General features: G+C 53.9%; 18 protein-coding genes, 1 pseudogene and 1 riboswitch. Of the genes and pseudogenes, 15 read left to right on the forward strand and 4 right to left on the reverse strand.

Going from position 1 to position 18,770, the window contains the following annotated elements:
• Complete coding sequence (locus tag RDM26_RS03595; protein WP_307737669.1) at positions 1 to 888, reverse strand: DUF3097 family protein; 888 nt, start codon at positions 886 to 888, stop codon at positions 1 to 3.
• Between the two features lie 21 nt (positions 889 to 909).
• The gene (locus RDM26_RS03600; RefSeq protein WP_307737670.1) at positions 910 to 1,713 is read right to left on the reverse strand and encodes a hypothetical protein; all 804 of its coding nucleotides are present in this window, start codon (positions 1,711 to 1,713) and stop codon (positions 910 to 912) included.
• A gap of 94 nt (positions 1,714 to 1,807) precedes the next feature.
• A riboswitch (FMN riboswitch) is annotated at positions 1,808 to 1,929 on the forward strand.
• Between the two features lie 75 nt (positions 1,930 to 2,004).
• On the opposite strand from RDM26_RS03600, the gene ribD reads away from it, so the two are divergent.
• The 13 genes from ribD (at position 2,005) to leuA (ending at position 15,377) form a co-directional block, all read left to right on the forward strand.
• Positions 2,005 to 3,069 carry a bifunctional diaminohydroxyphosphoribosylaminopyrimidine deaminase/5-amino-6-(5-phosphoribosylamino)uracil reductase RibD gene (gene ribD / locus RDM26_RS03605; protein ID WP_307737671.1) on the forward strand — a complete coding sequence of 355 codons (1,065 nt, stop codon included), beginning with the start codon at positions 2,005 to 2,007 and terminating at the stop codon, positions 3,067 to 3,069.
• Positions 3,054 to 3,647 (forward strand): riboflavin synthase, encoded by a 594-nt coding sequence (locus tag RDM26_RS03610; protein ID WP_307737672.1) that lies wholly within the window; start codon positions 3,054 to 3,056, stop codon positions 3,645 to 3,647. The genes ribD and RDM26_RS03610 overlap by 16 nt, the downstream gene beginning before the upstream one ends.
• Positions 3,647 to 4,891 carry a GTP cyclohydrolase II gene (ribA, locus tag RDM26_RS03615; RefSeq protein ID WP_307737673.1) on the forward strand — a complete coding sequence of 415 codons (1,245 nt, stop codon included), beginning with the start codon at positions 3,647 to 3,649 and terminating at the stop codon, positions 4,889 to 4,891. The genes RDM26_RS03610 and ribA overlap by 1 nt, the downstream gene beginning before the upstream one ends.
• 44 nt (positions 4,892 to 4,935) lie before the next feature.
• Positions 4,936 to 5,409, forward strand: a complete 474-nt coding sequence (ribH, locus tag RDM26_RS03620; RefSeq protein WP_307737674.1) for a 6,7-dimethyl-8-ribityllumazine synthase — start codon at positions 4,936 to 4,938, stop codon at positions 5,407 to 5,409.
• A 149-nt stretch (positions 5,410 to 5,558) separates the two neighbouring features.
• Complete coding sequence (hrcA, locus tag RDM26_RS03625) at positions 5,559 to 6,584, forward strand: heat-inducible transcriptional repressor HrcA (protein ID WP_307737675.1); 1,026 nt, start codon at positions 5,559 to 5,561, stop codon at positions 6,582 to 6,584.
• 24 nt (positions 6,585 to 6,608) lie between these two features.
• On the forward strand, positions 6,609 to 7,715 hold the full coding sequence (gene dnaJ, locus RDM26_RS03630; RefSeq protein ID WP_307737676.1) for a molecular chaperone DnaJ: 1,107 nt from the start codon (positions 6,609 to 6,611) through the stop codon (positions 7,713 to 7,715).
• Positions 7,715 to 8,497, forward strand: a complete 783-nt coding sequence (locus RDM26_RS03635) for a 16S rRNA (uracil(1498)-N(3))-methyltransferase (RefSeq protein ID WP_307737677.1) — start codon at positions 7,715 to 7,717, stop codon at positions 8,495 to 8,497. The genes dnaJ and RDM26_RS03635 overlap by 1 nt, the downstream gene beginning before the upstream one ends.
• Position 8,498: 1 nt before the next feature.
• The gene (locus RDM26_RS03640; protein WP_307737678.1) at positions 8,499 to 9,458 is read left to right on the forward strand and encodes a PhoH family protein; all 960 of its coding nucleotides are present in this window, start codon (positions 8,499 to 8,501) and stop codon (positions 9,456 to 9,458) included.
• Positions 9,455 to 9,910: an rRNA maturation RNase YbeY gene (ybeY, locus tag RDM26_RS03645; RefSeq protein ID WP_307737679.1), complete on the forward strand. Its 456-nt coding sequence runs from the start codon at positions 9,455 to 9,457 to the stop codon at positions 9,908 to 9,910. Before RDM26_RS03640 ends, ybeY begins: the two co-directional genes overlap by 4 nt.
• Before the next feature lie 2 nt (positions 9,911 to 9,912).
• Entirely contained in the window at positions 9,913 to 11,205 is a 1,293-nt protein-coding gene (locus RDM26_RS03650) for a CNNM domain-containing protein (protein ID WP_307737680.1), read from the forward strand.
• Positions 11,205 to 12,266, forward strand: coding sequence for a GTPase Era (gene era / locus RDM26_RS03655; RefSeq protein WP_307737681.1), 1,062 nt, complete (start codon positions 11,205 to 11,207; stop codon positions 12,264 to 12,266). Before RDM26_RS03650 ends, era begins: the two co-directional genes overlap by 1 nt.
• Before the next feature lie 169 nt (positions 12,267 to 12,435).
• Positions 12,436 to 13,494, forward strand: coding sequence for a substrate-binding domain-containing protein (locus RDM26_RS03660; RefSeq protein WP_307737682.1), 1,059 nt, complete (start codon positions 12,436 to 12,438; stop codon positions 13,492 to 13,494).
• Positions 13,495 to 13,625: 131 nt separating this feature from the next.
• Positions 13,626 to 15,377 (forward strand): 2-isopropylmalate synthase, encoded by a 1,752-nt coding sequence (leuA, locus tag RDM26_RS03665; RefSeq protein ID WP_307737683.1) that lies wholly within the window; start codon positions 13,626 to 13,628, stop codon positions 15,375 to 15,377.
• A 62-nt stretch (positions 15,378 to 15,439) separates the two neighbouring features.
• Here leuA and RDM26_RS03670 read toward each other — a convergent pair whose 3' ends face one another.
• Positions 15,440 to 16,687, reverse strand: a complete 1,248-nt coding sequence (locus tag RDM26_RS03670) for a DUF4143 domain-containing protein (protein ID WP_307737684.1) — start codon at positions 16,685 to 16,687, stop codon at positions 15,440 to 15,442.
• Between the two features lie 270 nt (positions 16,688 to 16,957).
• Between RDM26_RS03670 and recO the strand changes: the two genes are divergently transcribed.
• Together recO and uppS are read left to right on the forward strand one after the other, a co-directional pair.
• Positions 16,958 to 17,689 (forward strand): DNA repair protein RecO, encoded by a 732-nt coding sequence (gene recO, locus RDM26_RS03675; RefSeq protein ID WP_307737685.1) that lies wholly within the window; start codon positions 16,958 to 16,960, stop codon positions 17,687 to 17,689.
• A 58-nt stretch (positions 17,690 to 17,747) separates the two neighbouring features.
• Positions 17,748 to 18,479: a polyprenyl diphosphate synthase gene (gene uppS / locus RDM26_RS03680; protein WP_374041813.1), complete on the forward strand. Its 732-nt coding sequence runs from the start codon at positions 17,748 to 17,750 to the stop codon at positions 18,477 to 18,479.
• A gap of 76 nt (positions 18,480 to 18,555) precedes the next feature.
• Here uppS and RDM26_RS03685 read toward each other — a convergent pair.
• A pseudogene (locus RDM26_RS03685) lies at positions 18,556 to 18,770 on the reverse strand (hypothetical protein); the annotation flags it as partial.

Raw genomic sequence — 18,770 nt, forward strand, 5'->3', positions numbered from 1 at the left:
TTAGCGGGTGCCGGTGGCGGTAACGAAATCGATTAGTGATTCTACCGGCCCTAACAGCCCGGGTTCCAGGTCGCGCCAGTCGCGCACTTGGCGCAAAATGTGTTTCCAACCTTGAGCAATATCCGTCTGGCTTGCTGCTGGCAGGCCTAGCGCCTGCAGGCTGCTCACTTTAATATCGGTGCCGCGCGGTACCTGCGGCCAAGCGGATAACCCCAAGCGTTGAGGCTTTACTGCCTGCCACACATCCACAAAGGGGTGCCCGGCAATCGCGACTGCGTCCTCGCCAAAAGTTTCTATACAGTGCTGGGCGATACGCGACTCTTTAGAGCCGGCTACCAGGTGATCTACTAAGGCGCCGATTCTTGTCTGCGAGGTAGGAGCGAACTGAGCTAACCGCTCCTGAAGATGATCCACCCCGTCCAGGATCTCTACCACCACTCCCAGCTCTCGCAGGTCATCGCCCCAAACGTGTTCTACTAGCTCCGCGTCGTGGCGTCCTTCTACCCAAATCCGGGAAGCCCGCGCTACCCGCGCCCACTGCTTGTCCTGGCAAGGGTCGCGACGAGAACCCGAATTAGTGGCGGCGCGACCAGTTGCCAACTTAGGAGAGTTGTCGTTTTTGACTTTAGGTGCGGGAGCTCGCAGCTCTACCGGTTTTCCGTCAATCCAAAAACCGGCTCCTAGCGGGAAAGCTCGCACTTTGCCGCGGCGATCCTCCAGCTCCACCAGATACATGCCGCCGGCTTTATAACAGCGCAACACGGCGCCTACAAAACCGGTCATCACGTCCTCAACTACCAGACCGCGGGTAGCAGCAACCGGGCGGGAAGCAGGGAGCTTGCGCCAATTATCGTTAGCGAGGACGTCTTTTCCGTAGCGATCGAACACGCCCTAACTATAGGGGAAACTTTAGGCGCTACAGGCGATCGCCCCGGCAGAGTCTTCAGATTCGCCACTGCCGGAATAGTTAGGATCCAAAGCCGCCGCCTCTTCGGGACTGACCCAAGCTGGCAATTTGCTCAAGCGAGAAAGATATTCGCTAATGGCCTCGAAATCACGCAAGATTTCGGGAGAAGACACGGAAAGCACTTGGAAAACCACAAAGGCGCGAATATCGCTTTCGACGGGTTGCTCACCAGTAAGGAATGGACTTTCCCGCAACATTTCTTCCAGGCGTTCCAAAGCCAGCGAAAAATTCCGACTGCTTTGGGCATCCGCTTCTCCGTGAGAAACCGCCCAGGAAGGTGCCACCAGCTGCTTATTTAGCCAAGCATCGAGGGTATCTAGTTTTGTCTGCTCAGCTGCCGGATATAGGTCAGGGGCTTCAAAATGACTAAAAGGTTTCCAAGCGGTGCAAAAATCGAGCAGCATATCGGCGGACTCGGTAGCCACGATCTGGTTATCGCGCTGGGAATCTAGTATCACCGGCACGGTTTGCGGGTCATCAGGCTCAAAATTGGGTTGGCGGCGATAAAGCTCGCGCGCTGAACGCACCATCAGCGCCGGGTCATAGGAATAGCCGTCCCGAATAAACTCGAAACCATCCGGGCCTGATCCGGTAGCATAGCGTACCCCGATCGCGGCCTCTAAACCTAAAAGTCGCCGCGCAATCGTGACCCGGCGGCAATAGGGGCAGGTAGGAGAAACAACTAGCAGGTAGCGGCCGGCCTGTACCGGTAACTCTTCGCTACCAAAACGATAATTCGGGATCATGGACAACTCCTGTTCTCGAGGCTAGCTCCATTATCGCAAATGCGAGACTCCCTCGCGCGCTGAGCAAACCGAGAGAAAATGTGGCATAATAAACGGGTGCTCCGGGGTCGGTGAAAATCCGAACCGGCGGTAAAGTCCGCGACCCGCTCACTATGGGCGGCTGAACCGGTGAAATTCCGGTACCGACGGTTATAGTCCGGATGAGAGGCAGCACGGGCAGTTATGCCTTCATGGCGTCTGCGCGCGCCCACGCCTCCTCGGAACACGCTATTGACGAGGAGGATTTTTTTATTGGCGCTTTCAATGCCCTCTAAAGCTGCGCTTACTCACGGTCTCGCTGCCGCCAGCAAAGCTGCTCTCCAAGGCCCTAGAACTGGAGGAAATCCCCAGGTGGGATGCGCTATTCTTTCTCCTGCAGGCAGGATATTGTCAATGGGGTATCACCGGGGAGCGGGAAGCGCTCACGCGGAAGTAGATGCGCTAACCAACTTGAAAGAGGATACCGGATCTGCTCCACTGACGGCAGTAGTCACCCTGGAGCCGTGTAACCATACCGGTAAAACTCCTCCCTGTAGCCGCGCTCTGATTGAAGCGGGGATTAAAAATGTTATCTGGGCAGTCGATGACCCTAATCCTAGGGCCAGTGGTGGCGGAGAGTATTTAAGAAGCCAGGGGATTAACGCTATGCCCGCTAGCGAAGCGGGGATTGACGAAAACGTCCTCGCGAAGGCGCGGGAAGTTAGTGCCCACTGGGTGCAGGCCACCCGGCGCGGCCGGCCGTGGACTATCGCAAAAGTAGCGCAAACCCTGGACGGGTATTGCGCCGCTAAGGACGGATCTAGCCAATGGATTACCAATCGGCTCTCGCGTGCCTATGCGCACCGGATTCGTTCCAGCGTGGATGTGATTATTGCCGGTACCGGTACCGTCCTCGCTGATAACCCGCAGCTGTCGGCGCGTCTAGCCGATGGGCGTGATCTCCCGCACCAGCCGCGCCCCCTGGTGGTGGGCAAGCGCGATATTCCCACAGATTATTACCTGGCCGGCAAAGCAGAACCGGCACGTACCCACGACCTTAAGGCGGTACTAGAAAGCTGCTATCAGCGCGGCGAGATTTTTGCGCTCCTGGAGGGCGGGCCTACCTTGGTAACTGCGGCTTTGCAGACGGATCTCGTAGATGAACTGCATATTTACCTGGCTCCTCGCCTGTTGGGCGCGGGGCACAAAGGAATAGGCGACTTGGGGATTAGCGCTTTGACCAGTTCCTTGGATTTCCAATTGCAACAGGTTAAAGAGTTAGGCGGAGATGTTTTCTTGGCGTTAATAAAGGAAGGGGCGTCATGTTTACCGGACTAATAGCAGAGGTCGGGACAATTAGCTCGCTAAATAAGCGAGAAGCAGACCTAGAAATTGGGATTTCTTGCGCTTTTGCCTCCGAGCTATCCTCGGGAGAATCGGTGGCTACCTCCGGGATTTGCCTGACCGTGACCCGGATAGAAGGCGATACTTTCTATGCCTACGCCATGCCGGAAACCGTCAGACTCACCACCCTGGGACAAAAAAGCCTGGGTGAGGGGGTTAACCTGGAGCGCGCCCTCCTCCCGACGGATCGCTTAGGGGGACACCTGGTTGCCGGGCATATTGATGGCACTGGCTCGGTAACTTCCCTAGCGGAAGGGCAGCGTTGGCGGGAGCTACAGATTTCGGCTCCGCCCTCATTAATGCGCCAGATAGCTAAGAAAGGATCGATTGCGATCGACGGGGTATCTTTAACCGTAACCGCGGTGGGTGAGGACTATTTCCGGGTCGCAATAATCCCCGTCACCCGAGATAACACTACTTTAGGAACGCTTTCAGTCGGCTCTTTAGTCAATTTGGAGACTGACCAGATAGCGAAATATGTGGAACGTCTACTTGAGGGGAATAAAAACTAATGAGTGACTTGGACAAGTTATTCGCGCGGGTCAGCGTGGCTCTGCGGGCAGGAAAACCCGTTTTGGTAGCGGATTCGAAAGACCGGGAAAACGAAGTAGACGCGATTGTCAGTGCTCAAGAAGTTACCCCCGAGTGGATGGGGTGGATGGTGCGTTATACCTCCGGTTATATTTGCGCCCCCATGACAGCTGAACGTGCAGATTTGCTGGGATTGCCGATTCAATGGCCAGCTAATCAGGATCAGCTGCGCACCTGTTACACCGTTTCCTGTGATGCTGCAAGGGGAGTGACCACCGGGATTTCAGCTTCGGATCGCCGTACTACTTTACGGGCTTTAGCCAATCCTCTCTCCAGCAGCGAAGATTTGGTGCGTCCCGGACATATTTTGCCGCTGAGGGCGCGCAGTGGCGGGGGTTTTACCCGGGCAGGGCACACTGAGGCGGCAGTTGATTTAATGGAGCTAGCTGACTTGGTTCCGGTAGCCGCTATCGGGGAAATGGTTCACGATGACGGTTCTATGGTTCGTTACCGTCACTGCCCGGCAATTGCCGAAAAGTTTGACCTGGAACTAATTACAGTCGCAGAGCTGAAAGAATTCTTATCTCAGGGAAAAACACCGGTAGAGCCAGCTAAGATCACCCGAGTTAGCGAGATCGCCAGCGCCAAACTTCCCACACAATTTGGGGATTTTACAGTGCGTGCTTATCAGGATTCCGAATTGGGGACAGTACATATGGCTCTGATCTCCGAAAAGACTGCAGAGTCGACCGCGTTGGTGCGGATTCATTCCGAATGCCTGACCGGGGAATCTTTCGGCTCGCTGCGCTGCGATTGCGGGCCGCAACTACAGCAAGCGATGAGGCAGGTAGCGGACGAGGGCGGCGTGATTGTTTATCTGCGCGGTCAAGAAGGACGCGGGATTGGGCTTAGTGAAAAAATTAAAGCCTATGCCCTACAGGATCAAGGACGGGACACCGCGCAGGCTAATCTTGATTTGGGATGGCCAGTTGACCTGCGTGAATATGGGGCGGCGGCCGCTATTTTACGGGATCTGCAGCTACTTAAGATCCGTTTGTTGACAAACAATCCGCAAAAGGCGCTGCTTAGTCAAGATGGGATTGAAGTGGAGGAAACCGTACCCTTAGAAGTCGGGATCGATCCTCACAATATCGAGTATTTACGTACCAAACAGCGGCTGGGACATACCTTCCACAATCTCGACGATTTCGTGGCTAAGAAATAGTCGCAGCGCCCTATGGAATAATCGATTGGTACTGAGGAGGAAAAATGGCTGGAGCAGGAGTTCCCGACTTACATATTGCCGGAGCGGGCAAGAAAGTGGTGATTATCGCTACTCAATGGCATGAGCAGGTCATGGAAGGGCTGGTAGCAGAAGCTAAACGCGCCTGTCAGGACGCGAAGGCGGACTTTGAAGTAGTGCGGGTTCCGGGATCCTTTGAGCTTCCGCTTGCTGCAAAAGCCTATGCCGAAAGCGGGAAAGCGGATGCCCTGGTTTGTCTGGGAGTAGTGATTCGTGGGGGTACTCCTCATTTTGACTATGTTTGCGATGCCGCGACCTATGGTCTTACCAAAGTGTCGGTTGAATCCCGGATTCCTCTAGGCTTTGGCTTGCTGACCTGTGATAACGAAGAGCAAGCCTTGGATCGCGCCGGGTTGGAATCCTCTAGTGAAGATAAAGGCTACGAGGCCGTACAGGCAGCGTTAGCCATGGTGCAAGTTTTGACGGAGGCTGAAAAGTAATCGGTTTTGTCTTTAGCTTTGCGCGAATCACAGGTTAGAGGTTAATAAGTAGCGGCCAATCAAGGTAGAGTTAGCAGTCGAGGCGGCCGAGTGCTGACAAAGGTTTTGCTGAGATTGAGCGCTACGGTTTCTAAGGACAGTGAGGAGATATGAGCCAGGCAAGTATCCGGCGGGACGATGTGTTGCGCGCCATCGTCACCGATTATGTGGAAACCGGTGAACCCGTAGGCTCTAAGGCGTTGGTAGATCGGCATGATTTGCGGGTATCCCCGGCTACGGTTCGCAATGATATGTCGGTGCTGGAAGAGAAAGGCTACCTTTATCAGCCCCATACCTCTGCTGGGCGAGTACCCACCGAAAAAGGGTATCGCGCCTTCGTGGACCGGATATCAGAGCTCAGCCCGATTACCAGTGCTCAACGGCGCGCAATTGAGACTTTCGTTTTAGGATCCGCTGATTTTGATGAAGTAGTAGCCCGTACCGTTCGGGTTTTAGCCCAGTTGACCCGGCAATTAGCGGTGGTGCAGTACCCGCATTTTGAGCGCAGCGGCCTGCGCCATATCGAGCTAATCCCAGTTGCAGAGTTCAAACTGTTAGTAATCGTGATTACCAATAGCGCCCGGGTGCAGCAGGCTACTATCGAGACGCGTTATGAGGTTGACTCTGCGAGCGCCCACTCTTTGGCTCTGCTACTAAACTCCACCTTAGAGGGAATGGAAGCATCGCAAATATCCCAGGTGGAGCCAGTATTAATGGCAGGAGCCGCCCCGGAACACCTGGAAGTGATCTCTCAGGTATTGCCGATTATTCGCGAGGCACTTACCGGGGAACGCACCGAGAGGATCGTGATGGTAGGGGCGGGAAATCTGGTGCGCTCTAGCCCCGAGTTTTCTAGTTCGATCGGCTCCATTTTAGATGCCCTGGAAGAGCAAGTAACCTTGCTGCGGCTATTTTCAGAGTTTGATCAACAAGATTCGCCAGTTACGGTCACGATTGGCTCGGAATCAGGAGAGCATTCCCTGTCGGAAACTTCCATTGTGGCAGGGGCTTACGGGGATAAAGAAAGCGGGGTCGCCCATGTCGGAATAGTAGGCCCGCAAAGAATGGACTATCCGCGCGCAATGAGTATCGTGCGTGCGGTTTCGCGGTATTTATCGCGGATGATGACCAGGTAGATTAGGAAAGAGGAATACGGATCCTTGGCTGATTACTATGAGATTCTAGGGGTTTCCCGGGACGCTACGGAGGCGGAGATTAGACGTGCGTACCGCCGTAAAGCCCGCAAGTTACATCCGGACGTAGCCGGACCGCAGTCAGAAGAGGCTTTCAAAGAGGTTTCGATGGCGCACGAAGTCCTGTCTGATCCGGAAAAGCGGCGCCGCTACGATATGGGCGGTGAGTCTGGTTTTGCCAACTCAGGTATGGGCGACTTTTCCATGTTCTCCGATATTTTCGAGAGCTTTTTCGGAGGGGAAACGGGCGCTGGCCCGACTCCGAGAGGGAGAAGAGGTGAGGATCTGCGTCAGCGCCTGGAAATCGCTTTAGAGGAAGCGGTTTTTGGGGTAAAGAAGCAGGTACAGGTGCGTACCGCAGTAGTGTGTCCTACCTGTGATGGAAGCTGTTGCGCCCCGGGAACTTCCCCGCGTACCTGTCAGGTTTGTAATGGCCGCGGCTCGGTCACCCGCTCTACCCGCACCTTCTTGGGGCAAATGCAATCCACCGTTCCCTGTAGCGCCTGTGCCGGTCACGGTACCACTATTCCTGATCCCTGCCCCGAGTGTTCCGGCGAAGGACGAGTACGTACCACTTCCACTTTGCAGGTAGAGATTCCTCCCGGGGTGCAAACCGGACATAAAGTGCAGCTGCGTGGTAAAGGCGCAGTAGGGCCGGGAGGCGGCCCCAGCGGGGATTTGTATTTAGAGATCAAAGTTAGTGCCCATCGGGTGTTTTCCCGCCACGGGGATAATCTGGAGACCACCTTGCGGGTGCCGATGACGGCCGCTATTTTGGGAACCAAAGTTGACTTGGAAACTTTTGATGGGACTCAAGAGATTACTATCGCACCTGGCACCCAGCCTGGCCAACAGATTCGGCTTGCCGGCTTGGGGGTAGGACGTTTACAGCGAGAAGGGCGCGGTGACCTGATTGTGAATATTATGGTTCAGGTGCCCACTAACCTAGATGCTGCTCAGCGGGAGCTAATCTCGCAATTGGCACAGCTTAGACAAGAAGATCGGGTAGAACCAGAACCGCTAGCGGATAGTGGAGTGTTCTCTCGCCTGCGGGAACGATTTGCAGGTCACTAATGTTTCTTCCGGTATTTTTAGGTGACGAATCCTGCCCACCGCTTTCTAGCCTGCAGGAAGGAGAACGCGGATCCCTTAAAGGGGCAGAAGCTGCTCACGCAGGCGGTTCGCTACGTCTTGGAGTAGGTGACCCCCTCGACCTGGTTGATGGTAAAGGGTTGCGCCTGCGCTGCCAGATACTGGCAACCGATAAAAACTCTTTAGAGTTTGAAGTACTTCAGGTAATGCACCTATCTTTACCACAAACGCAGTTTGGGCTGATTCAGGCGCTTTCAAAGGGTGGGCGTGATGAACAGGCGGTAGAGTCGGCAGTCGAGTTAGGGGTCAGCCGAGTGCGCCCCTGGGCGGCAGGGCGCTCTATTGTGCAGTGGAAGGGATCGAAAGTGCAGCGAGGCGCGAAGAAGTGGGAGTCGCTACTGCAAGCGGCAGCAAAACAGTCCCGCCGTGCCAACTGGCCTCTCCTAGATCCCTTAGCGGATTCGCGGAGGCTGCAAGAAATAATCGCTGCCGGAAGTAGCGAAGAAAAGTTTGTGTTGCTGGATCCGGATTCCTCCCTACCTCTTGTCGAAGCCTGGGAGCAGGTAAGCGAGGCGAAAATGATACACCTGATAGTCGGCCCGGAGGGCGGGGTGAGTCCGGAGGAAACTGCTAAGTTTTGTGCTGCTGGCGCGATTACGGCGCGGCTGGGGCCTACCGTTTTACGCTCCTCCAGTGCGGGACCGGCTGCCTTGGCGGCGTTAGGACTTTGCAGCGGCTTGTGGGGACGGAAGGAAGCACTCTGAGATGACCGATGAGCTAACCCAGGTGCTAATGCCCGAAGACTTGGATCCGGTGCTGGTGTTTGGCCCGGGAGACCAGGTACTGCGGGCAATGCAAGATAACTTGCCGGGGGTGCGGATTAATTCGCGCGGCAATATCGTAACTTTTCAAGGAAACCCGGGCGAGGCGCGGATGGGTGCCGATCTGCTAGGCGAGTTGATTGCAGCTGCCCGTCACGGTAATCCCTTATCTGCCACGGCAGTTCAGCAGGCCCTAACCCTCATGTCATCCCAAGAAACCTTGCCGGTATTACGTACTAAACACCGGCAGGTTAGGGCAAAAACCCCCGGTCAACAAAGTTATATCGAAGCGATCAGCAATAATCGGATCGTCTTTGGAGTAGGGCCAGCCGGGACCGGAAAAACCTATCTGGCGATGGCAAAAGCGGTGGAAGCTTTAGAATCTGGGGCGGTGTCCCGGATAGTTTTGACCCGTCCCGCGGTAGAGGCCGGGGAATCACTCGGTTTTTTGCCCGGTACGCTCACCGAAAAGATCGATCCCTATCTGCGTCCTCTTTATGATGCCTTACGGGAAATGCTGGAACCAGCAGAACTTGCCCAGCTGCTAGAGTCGGGAACTATCGAAGTAGCTCCCTTAGCCTATATGCGCGGGCGCACGATTTCTCATGCCTTTATCGTGCTGGATGAAGCCCAAAACACTACCACCCAACAGATGAAAATGTTCCTCACCCGCTTAGGGGAGGGGTCAACTATGGTAGTGACCGGCGATATTACCCAAATTGACTTGCCCCGCGGAAAACTGTCGGGACTTAAAGATGCGCGCAATGTCCTTACCGGAGTTAAAGATATCGAGTTTTGTTATTTAACCAGCGAGGACGTGGTGCGCGATAAGCTGGTGGGGCTGATTATTGACGCCTATGAACGACATGCGAACACGTTAGATGAGGGGGAGAAATACCGGTGAGCGTAGAGGTATTAAACGAAACTGAATACCAAATCGACGGGGAAGAATTCCAAGAGCTTGCCGCCTATGTGCTGGAGGCAATGCATGTGTCTCCAGCAGCTGAAATGTCGCTGATTTTCGTGGAACCGGATGCGATTGCTGCCCTGCATGAGCGTTGGTTAGACCTAGAAGGCCCGACCGATGTAATGAGTTTTCCGATGGACGAACTGCGCCCTGGAAACGCGGATTCCCCGACCGAGCCAGGTATCTTGGGGGATATTGTGATTTGCCCCCAGGTTGCAAAGGCACAGGCAGCTAAGGCTGGGCATTCTTCCACCGAAGAAATGTTGCTGCTTACAGTGCACGGAATCTTACATCTTTTAGGGTATGACCACTCCGAAAAGGATGAAGAAAAAGAAATGTTTGCTTTGCAACGCAAACTCTTGCTGACCTTCTTAGCGGAGCGGAGCTGAAGTTGATCTCCCAGATACCTGCGGGAGGGCTCCTCGCCTTAACGATTGCATTAGTGGGGGTAGATGCCGCCTGGGCAGCGGCTCTGGGAGCCTTCCAAACTCTTTCCCATGCGCGGGCTCAAGACCTGGTTGAAGCAGGGCGCCGCCACGCGCCGTTAGTACGCTCCCTATTAGAAGATAGGGTTCATACCGTGGCTATCTGTCAGTCATGGCGTCTATTTGCGCAGGTATTAGCGGCCACCTGTATGACTTTGGCTATGGTAGGTTTTGGCCTAACCTGGTGGGTGGCGCTTCTAGTATCGCTACTGGTATTGGGGGCGCTGCTGCTGATTTTTGCCACTTTTGTTGGTATGCGCGTAGGGCGTTATCGCCCCGAAGCTACCGCTTTGTGGCTGAGCAAAATGGTTAATTTCGGGCTAAAAATATCGGTTCTTTCTCGCCCGGTAGAATGGATTGTGCGAAAGATCGCGCCCCTCGGTCCGGCAGATGAGGCCGCTTCCCGTGCCGAAATCGCGGAAGATTTCCGGGAAATGGTTGATGAAATGGCCGAGGAAGAGAATCTAGCTTTTGAGGATGAAGATCGCCAGATCGTGCGGTCTGCCTTGGAACTGGGGACTACTCTGGTTCGCGAAATTATCGTTCCTCGTACCGATATGGTGGCGGTAGAAACCACAACCGTAGCCAGAGAAGCTTTTGAAGTTTTCATTCAATCTGGTTTTTCGCGGATCCCGGTGCTCGGTGAAGATGCTGATGATGTGCGGGGTATGCTCTATCTGAAAGATCTGATTTCGCGCTGTTTTTCTCGCCCCGAACTAATGGATCATCCGGTTCCTGAAATGATGCGCGAAGCCTTCTTTGTCCCCGAAGTAATGCTCGCCGACGACTTAATGCGTCAGATGCAAGTTGACGCTCCCCATATCGCGATAGTGGTTGACGAATGGGGAGGAACCGTTGGCCTGGTGACCATCGAAGATATTTTAGAAGAGCTGGTCGGCGAGGTAACTGATGAACATGACCGCGCTGAGCAAGAACCGGAGCAGCTCAGTGCTAATAGCTGGTTGGTGCCTGCCCGTTTAGGCTTAGATGACCTCGCTGAACTAGTACGTCTGGAAATAGATGATGACGAAGTGGATACTGCTGGTGGGTTGCTTGCCAAAGCTTTAGGAAAAGTGCCTCTGCTGGGATCACATGCCCAGGCAAAGGGACTGGAGATTACAGTGAAAGAAGTTGCTGGCCGGCGCCGGCAAATGGATACTCTATTGATAAAACGTCTCGACACAGAAACGGACGAATAATGAGTGAGCAAGACAAAAAAGCGCCTAGCGAGCATCGCGCAGGATTTGTTTCCATCGTGGGTCGCCCAAATGTTGGCAAATCAACCCTAACGAATGCGCTGGTAGGACAGAAAGTGGCAATCACTTCTTCGCGTCCGGAAACTACCCGACATAACGTACGAGGAGTAGTCCAGGGGGAGGATTATCAGATCGTGTTGGTCGATACTCCCGGTCTGCACCGCCCCCGCACGCTGCTGGGTAAACGCCTAAACGATATGGTGCGCGAAGCCTTAGTAGATGTGGATGCGGTGGTTTTTTGCGTGCCCGCGGATCAAAAGATTGGTCCGGGCGATCGCTATATTGCTGCCGAACTTAAAGAACTCAATATTCCGGTTATATTGGCGGTTACCAAAGCTGATCTGGTTTCGAAAGAGCGGATGGTATCAGCACTGGTAGCTGCGGGCGAACTGGGAGATTGGAAAGAGATTGTCCCCGTGAGTGCCAAAGAAGGCGAAGTGTCGGTACTGGCGGATCAGATCGCGAAATACCTGCCATTTTCTCCACCTCTATATCCACGCGACCAAGTAAGTGACGAGTCAGTAGAAAAACTGATTGCGGAATTTGTGCGCGAGGCAGCACTAGAAGGGGTACGCGAAGAACTCCCGCACTCGATTGCAGTGCAGGTAGAAGAGATTCTCTACCAGGGGGAAGATAATGGGCCGAGCCTAGGGTACGGTACGCACCGCGCCTCGGAAAATAATAAAGATAATGCCAAAGGTGCAGAAGTCGAAGTTGCTTCGGGCGATGCCCAATCCCCGTCCTATACAGCGGATCAAGGTGAGGCCGCGTCCCCTCAGCAGGAAATTAAACCCTTAGATGTGCATGTAAACGTGTTCGTGGAACGCGATTCCCAAAAAGGAATTTTGATCGGTAAAGGTGGCAGCCATATTCGCCGTGTGCGGATAAAATCCAAACGACAGATTCAAAAACTATTGGGGCGTCCAGTGCAGTTGCACCTGCATGTACGGGTGGCAAAGAATTGGCAGTCGGACACGAAAATGCTCGGGCGTCTGGGATTCTAACTCTCTACCTCAAGGGGATAGGCGCTTTGAGCTCGCTTTATTAGGCAGCCGGTAGTTATCTGTGCTTCGCTGATAGAGGACAAAAGAATTATTGTAAACGTTTCCCTATAGATAAGTTTTCCTGTTAGGATCTTTAACATTAAGTTCTAGCGCGAGGAGGCGTTTATTCGTGGCAACCATCAGGGATGTGGCTAGGGAAGCGGGAGTCTCGATTGCTACCGTTTCGCGTGCTTTGAATGGGAATCCACATCTAGCTGGCGATACCCGGCAGAAAGTATTGGTAGCTGCCGAGAAACTAGGTTATCAAAAAGACCGATTAGCAGCGGCGATGCGCACCGGGCGTACCGGAGCCATCGGGTTAGTGGTTGGAGACGTGATGAACCCGTTCTATGCGATGCTGGCGCATTGCGTGGAGCGGGCGGTACATTCCCATGAAGCTTCCCTCGTACTATCTAATGCGCATGAGGATGGGCAAAGCTACGAAAACGGGATTCGAGCCCTGGCAAAACAAGGGGTAGATGGGCTGCTAGTGGTACCGCCCTCCCGGGTGTCACCGGGATGGAAACATCCAGATCCTCCCGAGTCAATGGCAATGGTGGCTCTAGATCGAGAAGCTCCGGGAGCCAAGATTCCCTCGGTAGTGATTGATTCTGCTAGAGCAATGCAAGACCTGGGAGAGCATCTACTCGCTGCTGGGTATCGCCATCCCGCTTATCTTGCAGGCCCCGAGTTTTCTTTATCGGGGCAAAGACGCACTGAAAAACTCCAGGAAGCCTTAGCTAACTGTGGTTTCGAGAAGCTAGAAGTGGAATATTGTCACCACGAGGCAGTGTCTGCGGCTAGTGCCGCCCGGGCTCTATTGGCACTGTATCGTCCCGATATTATTATCTGCGCCTCCAACCAGATCGCCCTGGGGGTATTGATGATAGCCAAAAGTATGGGGATGCAGCTAGGTACCGACTTGGGATTAGCAGCAATCGATGATATTCCCTGGTTTTCAGTAATGTCTCCGGCGATCACCGTAATTGATCAACCGGTTGATAAACTCGCCAACCTGGGGGTAACCGTACTGATGAAACAGATTTTCGGTGCCTCCTATTTGCCGAAAGCTGGGGATCGTTTAGTAGCCGGTGAAGCTGCCTTTATTCCTCGGGAATCCACCCAAGGACCACACTTGTCTGCTCAATATGCGGGCCGGTGGTTACCAGAAAGTGGAAAAACAGTTTAGAGTAGTCCCGTGCGCATGATTATTCTGCTGCTAGGTTGCCGCGACGAAGTCCAGTAAAACTGGTCGAGGCTCGTCGCGGGATTCTTTGGTGTCTTCGGCCAGCCACTTAAAAAGCAGAAAGAAATCTTAGAATGCAAACTACTGGTAAAGCCCCTCTTCAGCAACCTTCTGGAATGCCGTTTCAAAAATATGCTCATTTTTGGGGTACTTCTCTGAAACTGCCGGATCGTACCTGGCCAGATAAACATGTTACCCAGGCTCCCCGTTGGCTATCTACAGATTTGCGGGACGGTAATCAGGCTTTGATTGACCCCATGGATCCGCTGCGGAAACGGAAAATGTTTGATCTGTTGGTGCAGATTGGATTGAAAGAAATCGAGATTGGGTTTCCGGCGGCTTCGCAGATAGATTTTGATTTTGTTCGCTCGCTGGTGGAAGAGGACGCGATTCCCGAGGACGTGTGCGTTTCAGTGCTCACCCAGGCGCGCGAAGATCTAATCGGACGCACCGTAGAATCCCTAGTGGGAGCGCCACGCGCCAATGTGCATATCTATAACGCCACCTCACCGACTTTTCGGGAAGTAGTATTCCATAACGATAAAGCCGCTACCGTGGAACTGGCAGTAAGCGGCGTGCGCGAGGTAATCGCGCAAGCAGAAAAGCAGCTAGATGATTCCACGGTTTTCGGGCTGCAATATTCTCCAGAAATTTTCGTAGATACCGAAGCCGAGTTTGCCCTGGAAATCTGCGAAGCAGTCATGGATATTTGGCAGCCCGATGAGGACCGCGAAATTATTTTGAACCTGCCGGCTACCGTAGAGCGTTACACCCCGGACTCCTATGCGGATCAAATCGAATGGATGAGCCGTAACCTGAGCCGTCGCGAACACGTATGCTTGTCGGTACATAACCATAATGACCGGGGGACGGGGATTGCCGCGGCAGAACTTTCTATGAAAGCCGGTGCTGACCGGGTAGAAGGCTGCCTGTTGGGTCAGGGAGAACGCACTGGCAACGTAGATTTGATTACTTTGGCAATGAATCTTTATTCCCAGGGAATAGATCCCATGCTGGATTTGTCTGATCTGGACCGGGTGCGCGAAACCGTAGAGTATTGCACGCGTATGGAAACTAATCCCCGTCAACCCTATACCGGCGATCTGGTTTACACTTCCTTTTCCGGCTCCCACCAGGACGCTATTAAGAAAGGCTTTGATAAGCGGGCTCGAGCAGTGGCAGCTGCTGGCGGTGACCAGAATCAGGTGATCTGGACAGTGCCTTACCTGCCTATTGACCCCGGTGATGTAGGACGCGACTACCAGGCGGTGGTGCGGGTAAATTCCCAGTCTGGTAAGGGCGGCATCGCCTTCATGATGAAACGGGATTATTCCTTGGATCTACCGCGCCGTCTGCAGGTAGAGTTCTATCGCCACGTCCAGGACTACACGGAAAAGTTTGGGGGAGAAGTCAATTCCGAGCATTTGTGGAAGATTTTCGCTGACGAATATCTGCCCGGAGAAGAACACAGCCTTTCGCCTTGGGGGCGCTTCAAGCTGCGGGATTCTCTCGCCGACACCAACCATGAAACCGGGGAAGTATCTTTACGGGCACAGGTAAGTGATAACGGATGTTTGCGCATTTTAGAGGCGGTGGCACCCGGGCCTATTGAGGCTTTTATTACTGCTTTCCAAGGGCTCGGTTTGGATATCAAGGTGCTCGATTATGTAGAGCACGCGATGGAAACCGGTGAGAGTTCGCGGGCAGCAGCCTATATTGAGGCCGAGATTGCCGGTCAGGTGCTGTGGGGAGTAGGTATCGATCCCTCGATTACCCGCGCTACTTATAAGGCAGTCATCAGTGCCCTCAATCGCGCCGAGCGCTAGGATGTCTGCAAAAAGTGCGCTAGGGTGTCTGCAAATAGTGCGCTAGCGCCCTGAGAGCTGCATTAACCTAGGAGCGCTAGGGGGATTACTGCTACCCCGTCCTTGCGGCGGTAGGCGTAAGAGCCGGTATATACCAGGATTTTATCCAGTAGCCGATTTCCGAGGCGGGTTTCTAGCCAGTTGAGGTGGCGGACGTCCTCTGCGTCTATGACTGCCGAGGACTTCGCCTCGAATGCGATAGTTTTCCCGTCATAGCGCTCGATAATCGCATCTACTTCACGTTCTCCCGAAGATGTGCGGAAGTGAAAGATCTGAGATTCGCATTCTTGAGCAGCTCCCCGTAAGGTGAGCAACATCAGCGATTCAAATAGCTGCCCATAAATTTCTAGGGTTCCCTCGGCGCCACTGGTCAAAACATCTTCACTGACCCCCATAAGATAAGCGGCTAACCCCGGATCTGCCAGGTGGTGTTTAGGAGCTTTCGACAATCTTGAGAAGGCTGTATAAGTGGGCGTCCAAGCGGGAACCGGGTCTAAAATCCAAAGTTTTTCCAAGAGATTTCGATACCCGCTGGTAGCAGATTTTGAAGGTAAATCGCCCTCTGCCGGTAACGCCGCCTTTAATATCTTGGTGTATGAAGCAGTAGTGGCGGTGGCAGCAGAATAGGCGCGCAGCCATGCCCGTAATGCAGCCGGCCTGCGCAAATTAAGTCCCTGTTCGGGGAAATCTCGGTCAACGATCCTCGAAATGTAGCCATCAATACTTGCTCTGCGTGCCCGGGGGAAAAGAGTCTCAATCTGGGGGAAGCCGGTGGAACAGATGGCGCGGGCGTAGTCCGAATAGGAAAAGTTACTTTCCCCAGATATCGGAGTGGAGAAGGGTTTCGAAGAAAAAATATCGCGGATAAAAATCTTTGGGGTAGTGCCGGGGCGTTCCGATAATGCTAGAGGACGCATCCGCAGCGAGATAATTCTCCCGGCGCCAGAATGGGTGTCCACATGTTCAATTGGGGTAGCGCTGCCGGTAAAAAGAAAACGAGTATCGGCTTTTTCATCGATAAGCCGGCGGACGCGATCCCAAACGGGCGGATAGTTTTGCCATTCGTCAAGCAGCACAGTTTTGTGGGAGGTAAGCTCTGTTCGCAGCTGCGAGGCGACGAGATTGCGCACATCCGGAGAATCCAATTCGAGGACGCGTTCTGCTCTACGTGAAGCGGTGACGGTTTTCCCCACGCCTTTAGGTCCGTCAAGCGCGATTCCATGCAACTCTGGAAGCAGCGCATCAAGCTCATTGTCTACATAACGCCTCAAGTAATTTCCGGAAGAACCTGGAAGCATGGTTACCTCTATTAATAGATGCTAAAAGTCGTTTTACATGAAGTCTAACAGTCGTTTTACAGGAAGTCTAGCAATCGTTTTGCAGGGGTTCTAGCAATCGTTTTGCAGATTTTATGCGGGTTATTGCTATCCATATTTTCAAGCAAGGCGCTAGTAGTTGCCCACCAGCGCTCTTTGAAAAGCGGGGTTTATACCCCCAAAACTGAACCTAGAAGCTGTAACTAGATATGAGATAATGAGCGGGTGCTGCGAACCTATACCGACCAGGCGATAGTCCTGAGAACCACCAAGCTAGGGGAAGCAGACATGATCTTGACGCTGCTGACCTTAGAGCACGGTCAGGTGCGGGCGGTAGCCAAGGGACTGCGCCGCACCTCCTCAAAATTCGGGGCGCGCCTAACCCCCTTCAACCGGGTAAAACTACAACTGCACTCCGGGCGCAACCTGGACACGGTTACTCAGGCCACCTCGCTCAGCCTGAATGCCCCGGCAATCGCCTCCGACTATGAACGGTACCTCTCGGGGCAAGTAATGCTAGAAACCGCCGAGAAGCTTTCCGAGGGCGAGGCTTCGCGCAGCCAATACCGCCTGCTCGCCGGGGCAATACCCGCTTTAGCAAACCGGGCGCACCGCCCCGGAATGGTGCTGGCCTCCTACCTATTGCGCACCCTAACCATTGCCGGATGGGCACCGGCTTTAGACCAGTGCGCCCTCTGCGGTACCGCGGGTTCCTTTAAAGTATTTTCCGCATCTGCCGGTGGAGTAGTTTGCGAAAACTGTCAGCTAAGCGGAGGTACCCGCATCTCTAAGCCAGTAACCGACCTGCTAACCGTGCTGCTGGCGGGACAGTGGACACAGGTCTACCAGGCAGATGCCCTAACCCAGGGAATTGCAGAAGAAGTGGTCACCGCCTATACCGAATGGGTGTTAGAGCGAAAACTAAAATCCCTGTCCGTGATGGCACGCAAGGCATAATAAGAACATGAGCGATCAAGACTTCGTAGCCACCATTCCCCCCGGGCAGGGTTCATCAATGCCCCCGTTATCTCTAGTGCCGACCCATGTGGCACTAATCATGGACGGCAACGGACGCTGGGCTAACCAGCAGGGATTACCGCGCACCGCTGGGCACCAGGCCGGAGAACTATCACTCATGGACACCCTGGCGGGGGCAGTAGAGGCCGGGGTAAAAATGGTGAGCGTATATGCTTTTTCCACCGAAAACTGGAAACGTTCTCCCGCAGAAGTACGTTTCCTAATGGGGTATTCGCGGGATGTGATCCGCCGGCGTTCCCACGAACTAAACGACTGGAACGTGCGTATAGTTTGGTCGGGGCGGCGCGGACGGCTGTGGAAATCGGTTATCAAGGAGCTAGAAGCGGCCGCCGATTTGACCAGGAAAAACACCGGCATGGTGTTTAACATGTGTATTAACTATGGAGGGCGCGCGGAACTGGTTGATGCGGCTCGCGCGGTTGCCCGCCGGGTGGCGTCCGGGGAAATCAGTGAAAATCATATCCGCGAGGACACTTTGACCCGGGAAATGTATTTAGGGGGAATGCCGGATGTGGATTTGCTGATTCGCACTTCCGGGGAACAACGCCTTTCTAACTTTTTACTGTGGCAATGCGCCTATGCGGAGCTTAGTTTCGTTCCCGAGATGTGGCCCGATTTTAAACGTGAACAACTCTGGCGGGAACTAGCAGCATTCGGAGGGCGAGATCGGCGTTTTGGGGGCGCGAAAGATCAGCTTCGGAGCTCCTAAATATCTTGGCCACAGCCTTTTTGCGGCCGCCCGAATCGCGCCCTCGTAAAAATAAAGTTACTCAACCCCGGTATTACTAATTCCAGAGGGGATGGGCGAAGAGACCGCTGCCTAGTTTCGGTTCAAACCAAGTGGATTTAGGGGGCATTATTTTCCCCGCGTCAGCCACCTCCATTACTTGGTTAATCTGGGTAGGGTACATGTAAAAGGCACAGGCAGCACCCTTATCTACCGCTGCTTTAAGTTCACTGTCCCCGCGAATCCCGCCTACGAACTCGATGCGTTCACTGG

Origin of the sequence: uncultured Varibaculum sp., assembly GCF_902489465.1 — a bacterium.
In the GTDB taxonomy this organism is placed as follows: Bacteria; Actinomycetota; Actinomycetes; order Actinomycetales; family Actinomycetaceae; genus Varibaculum.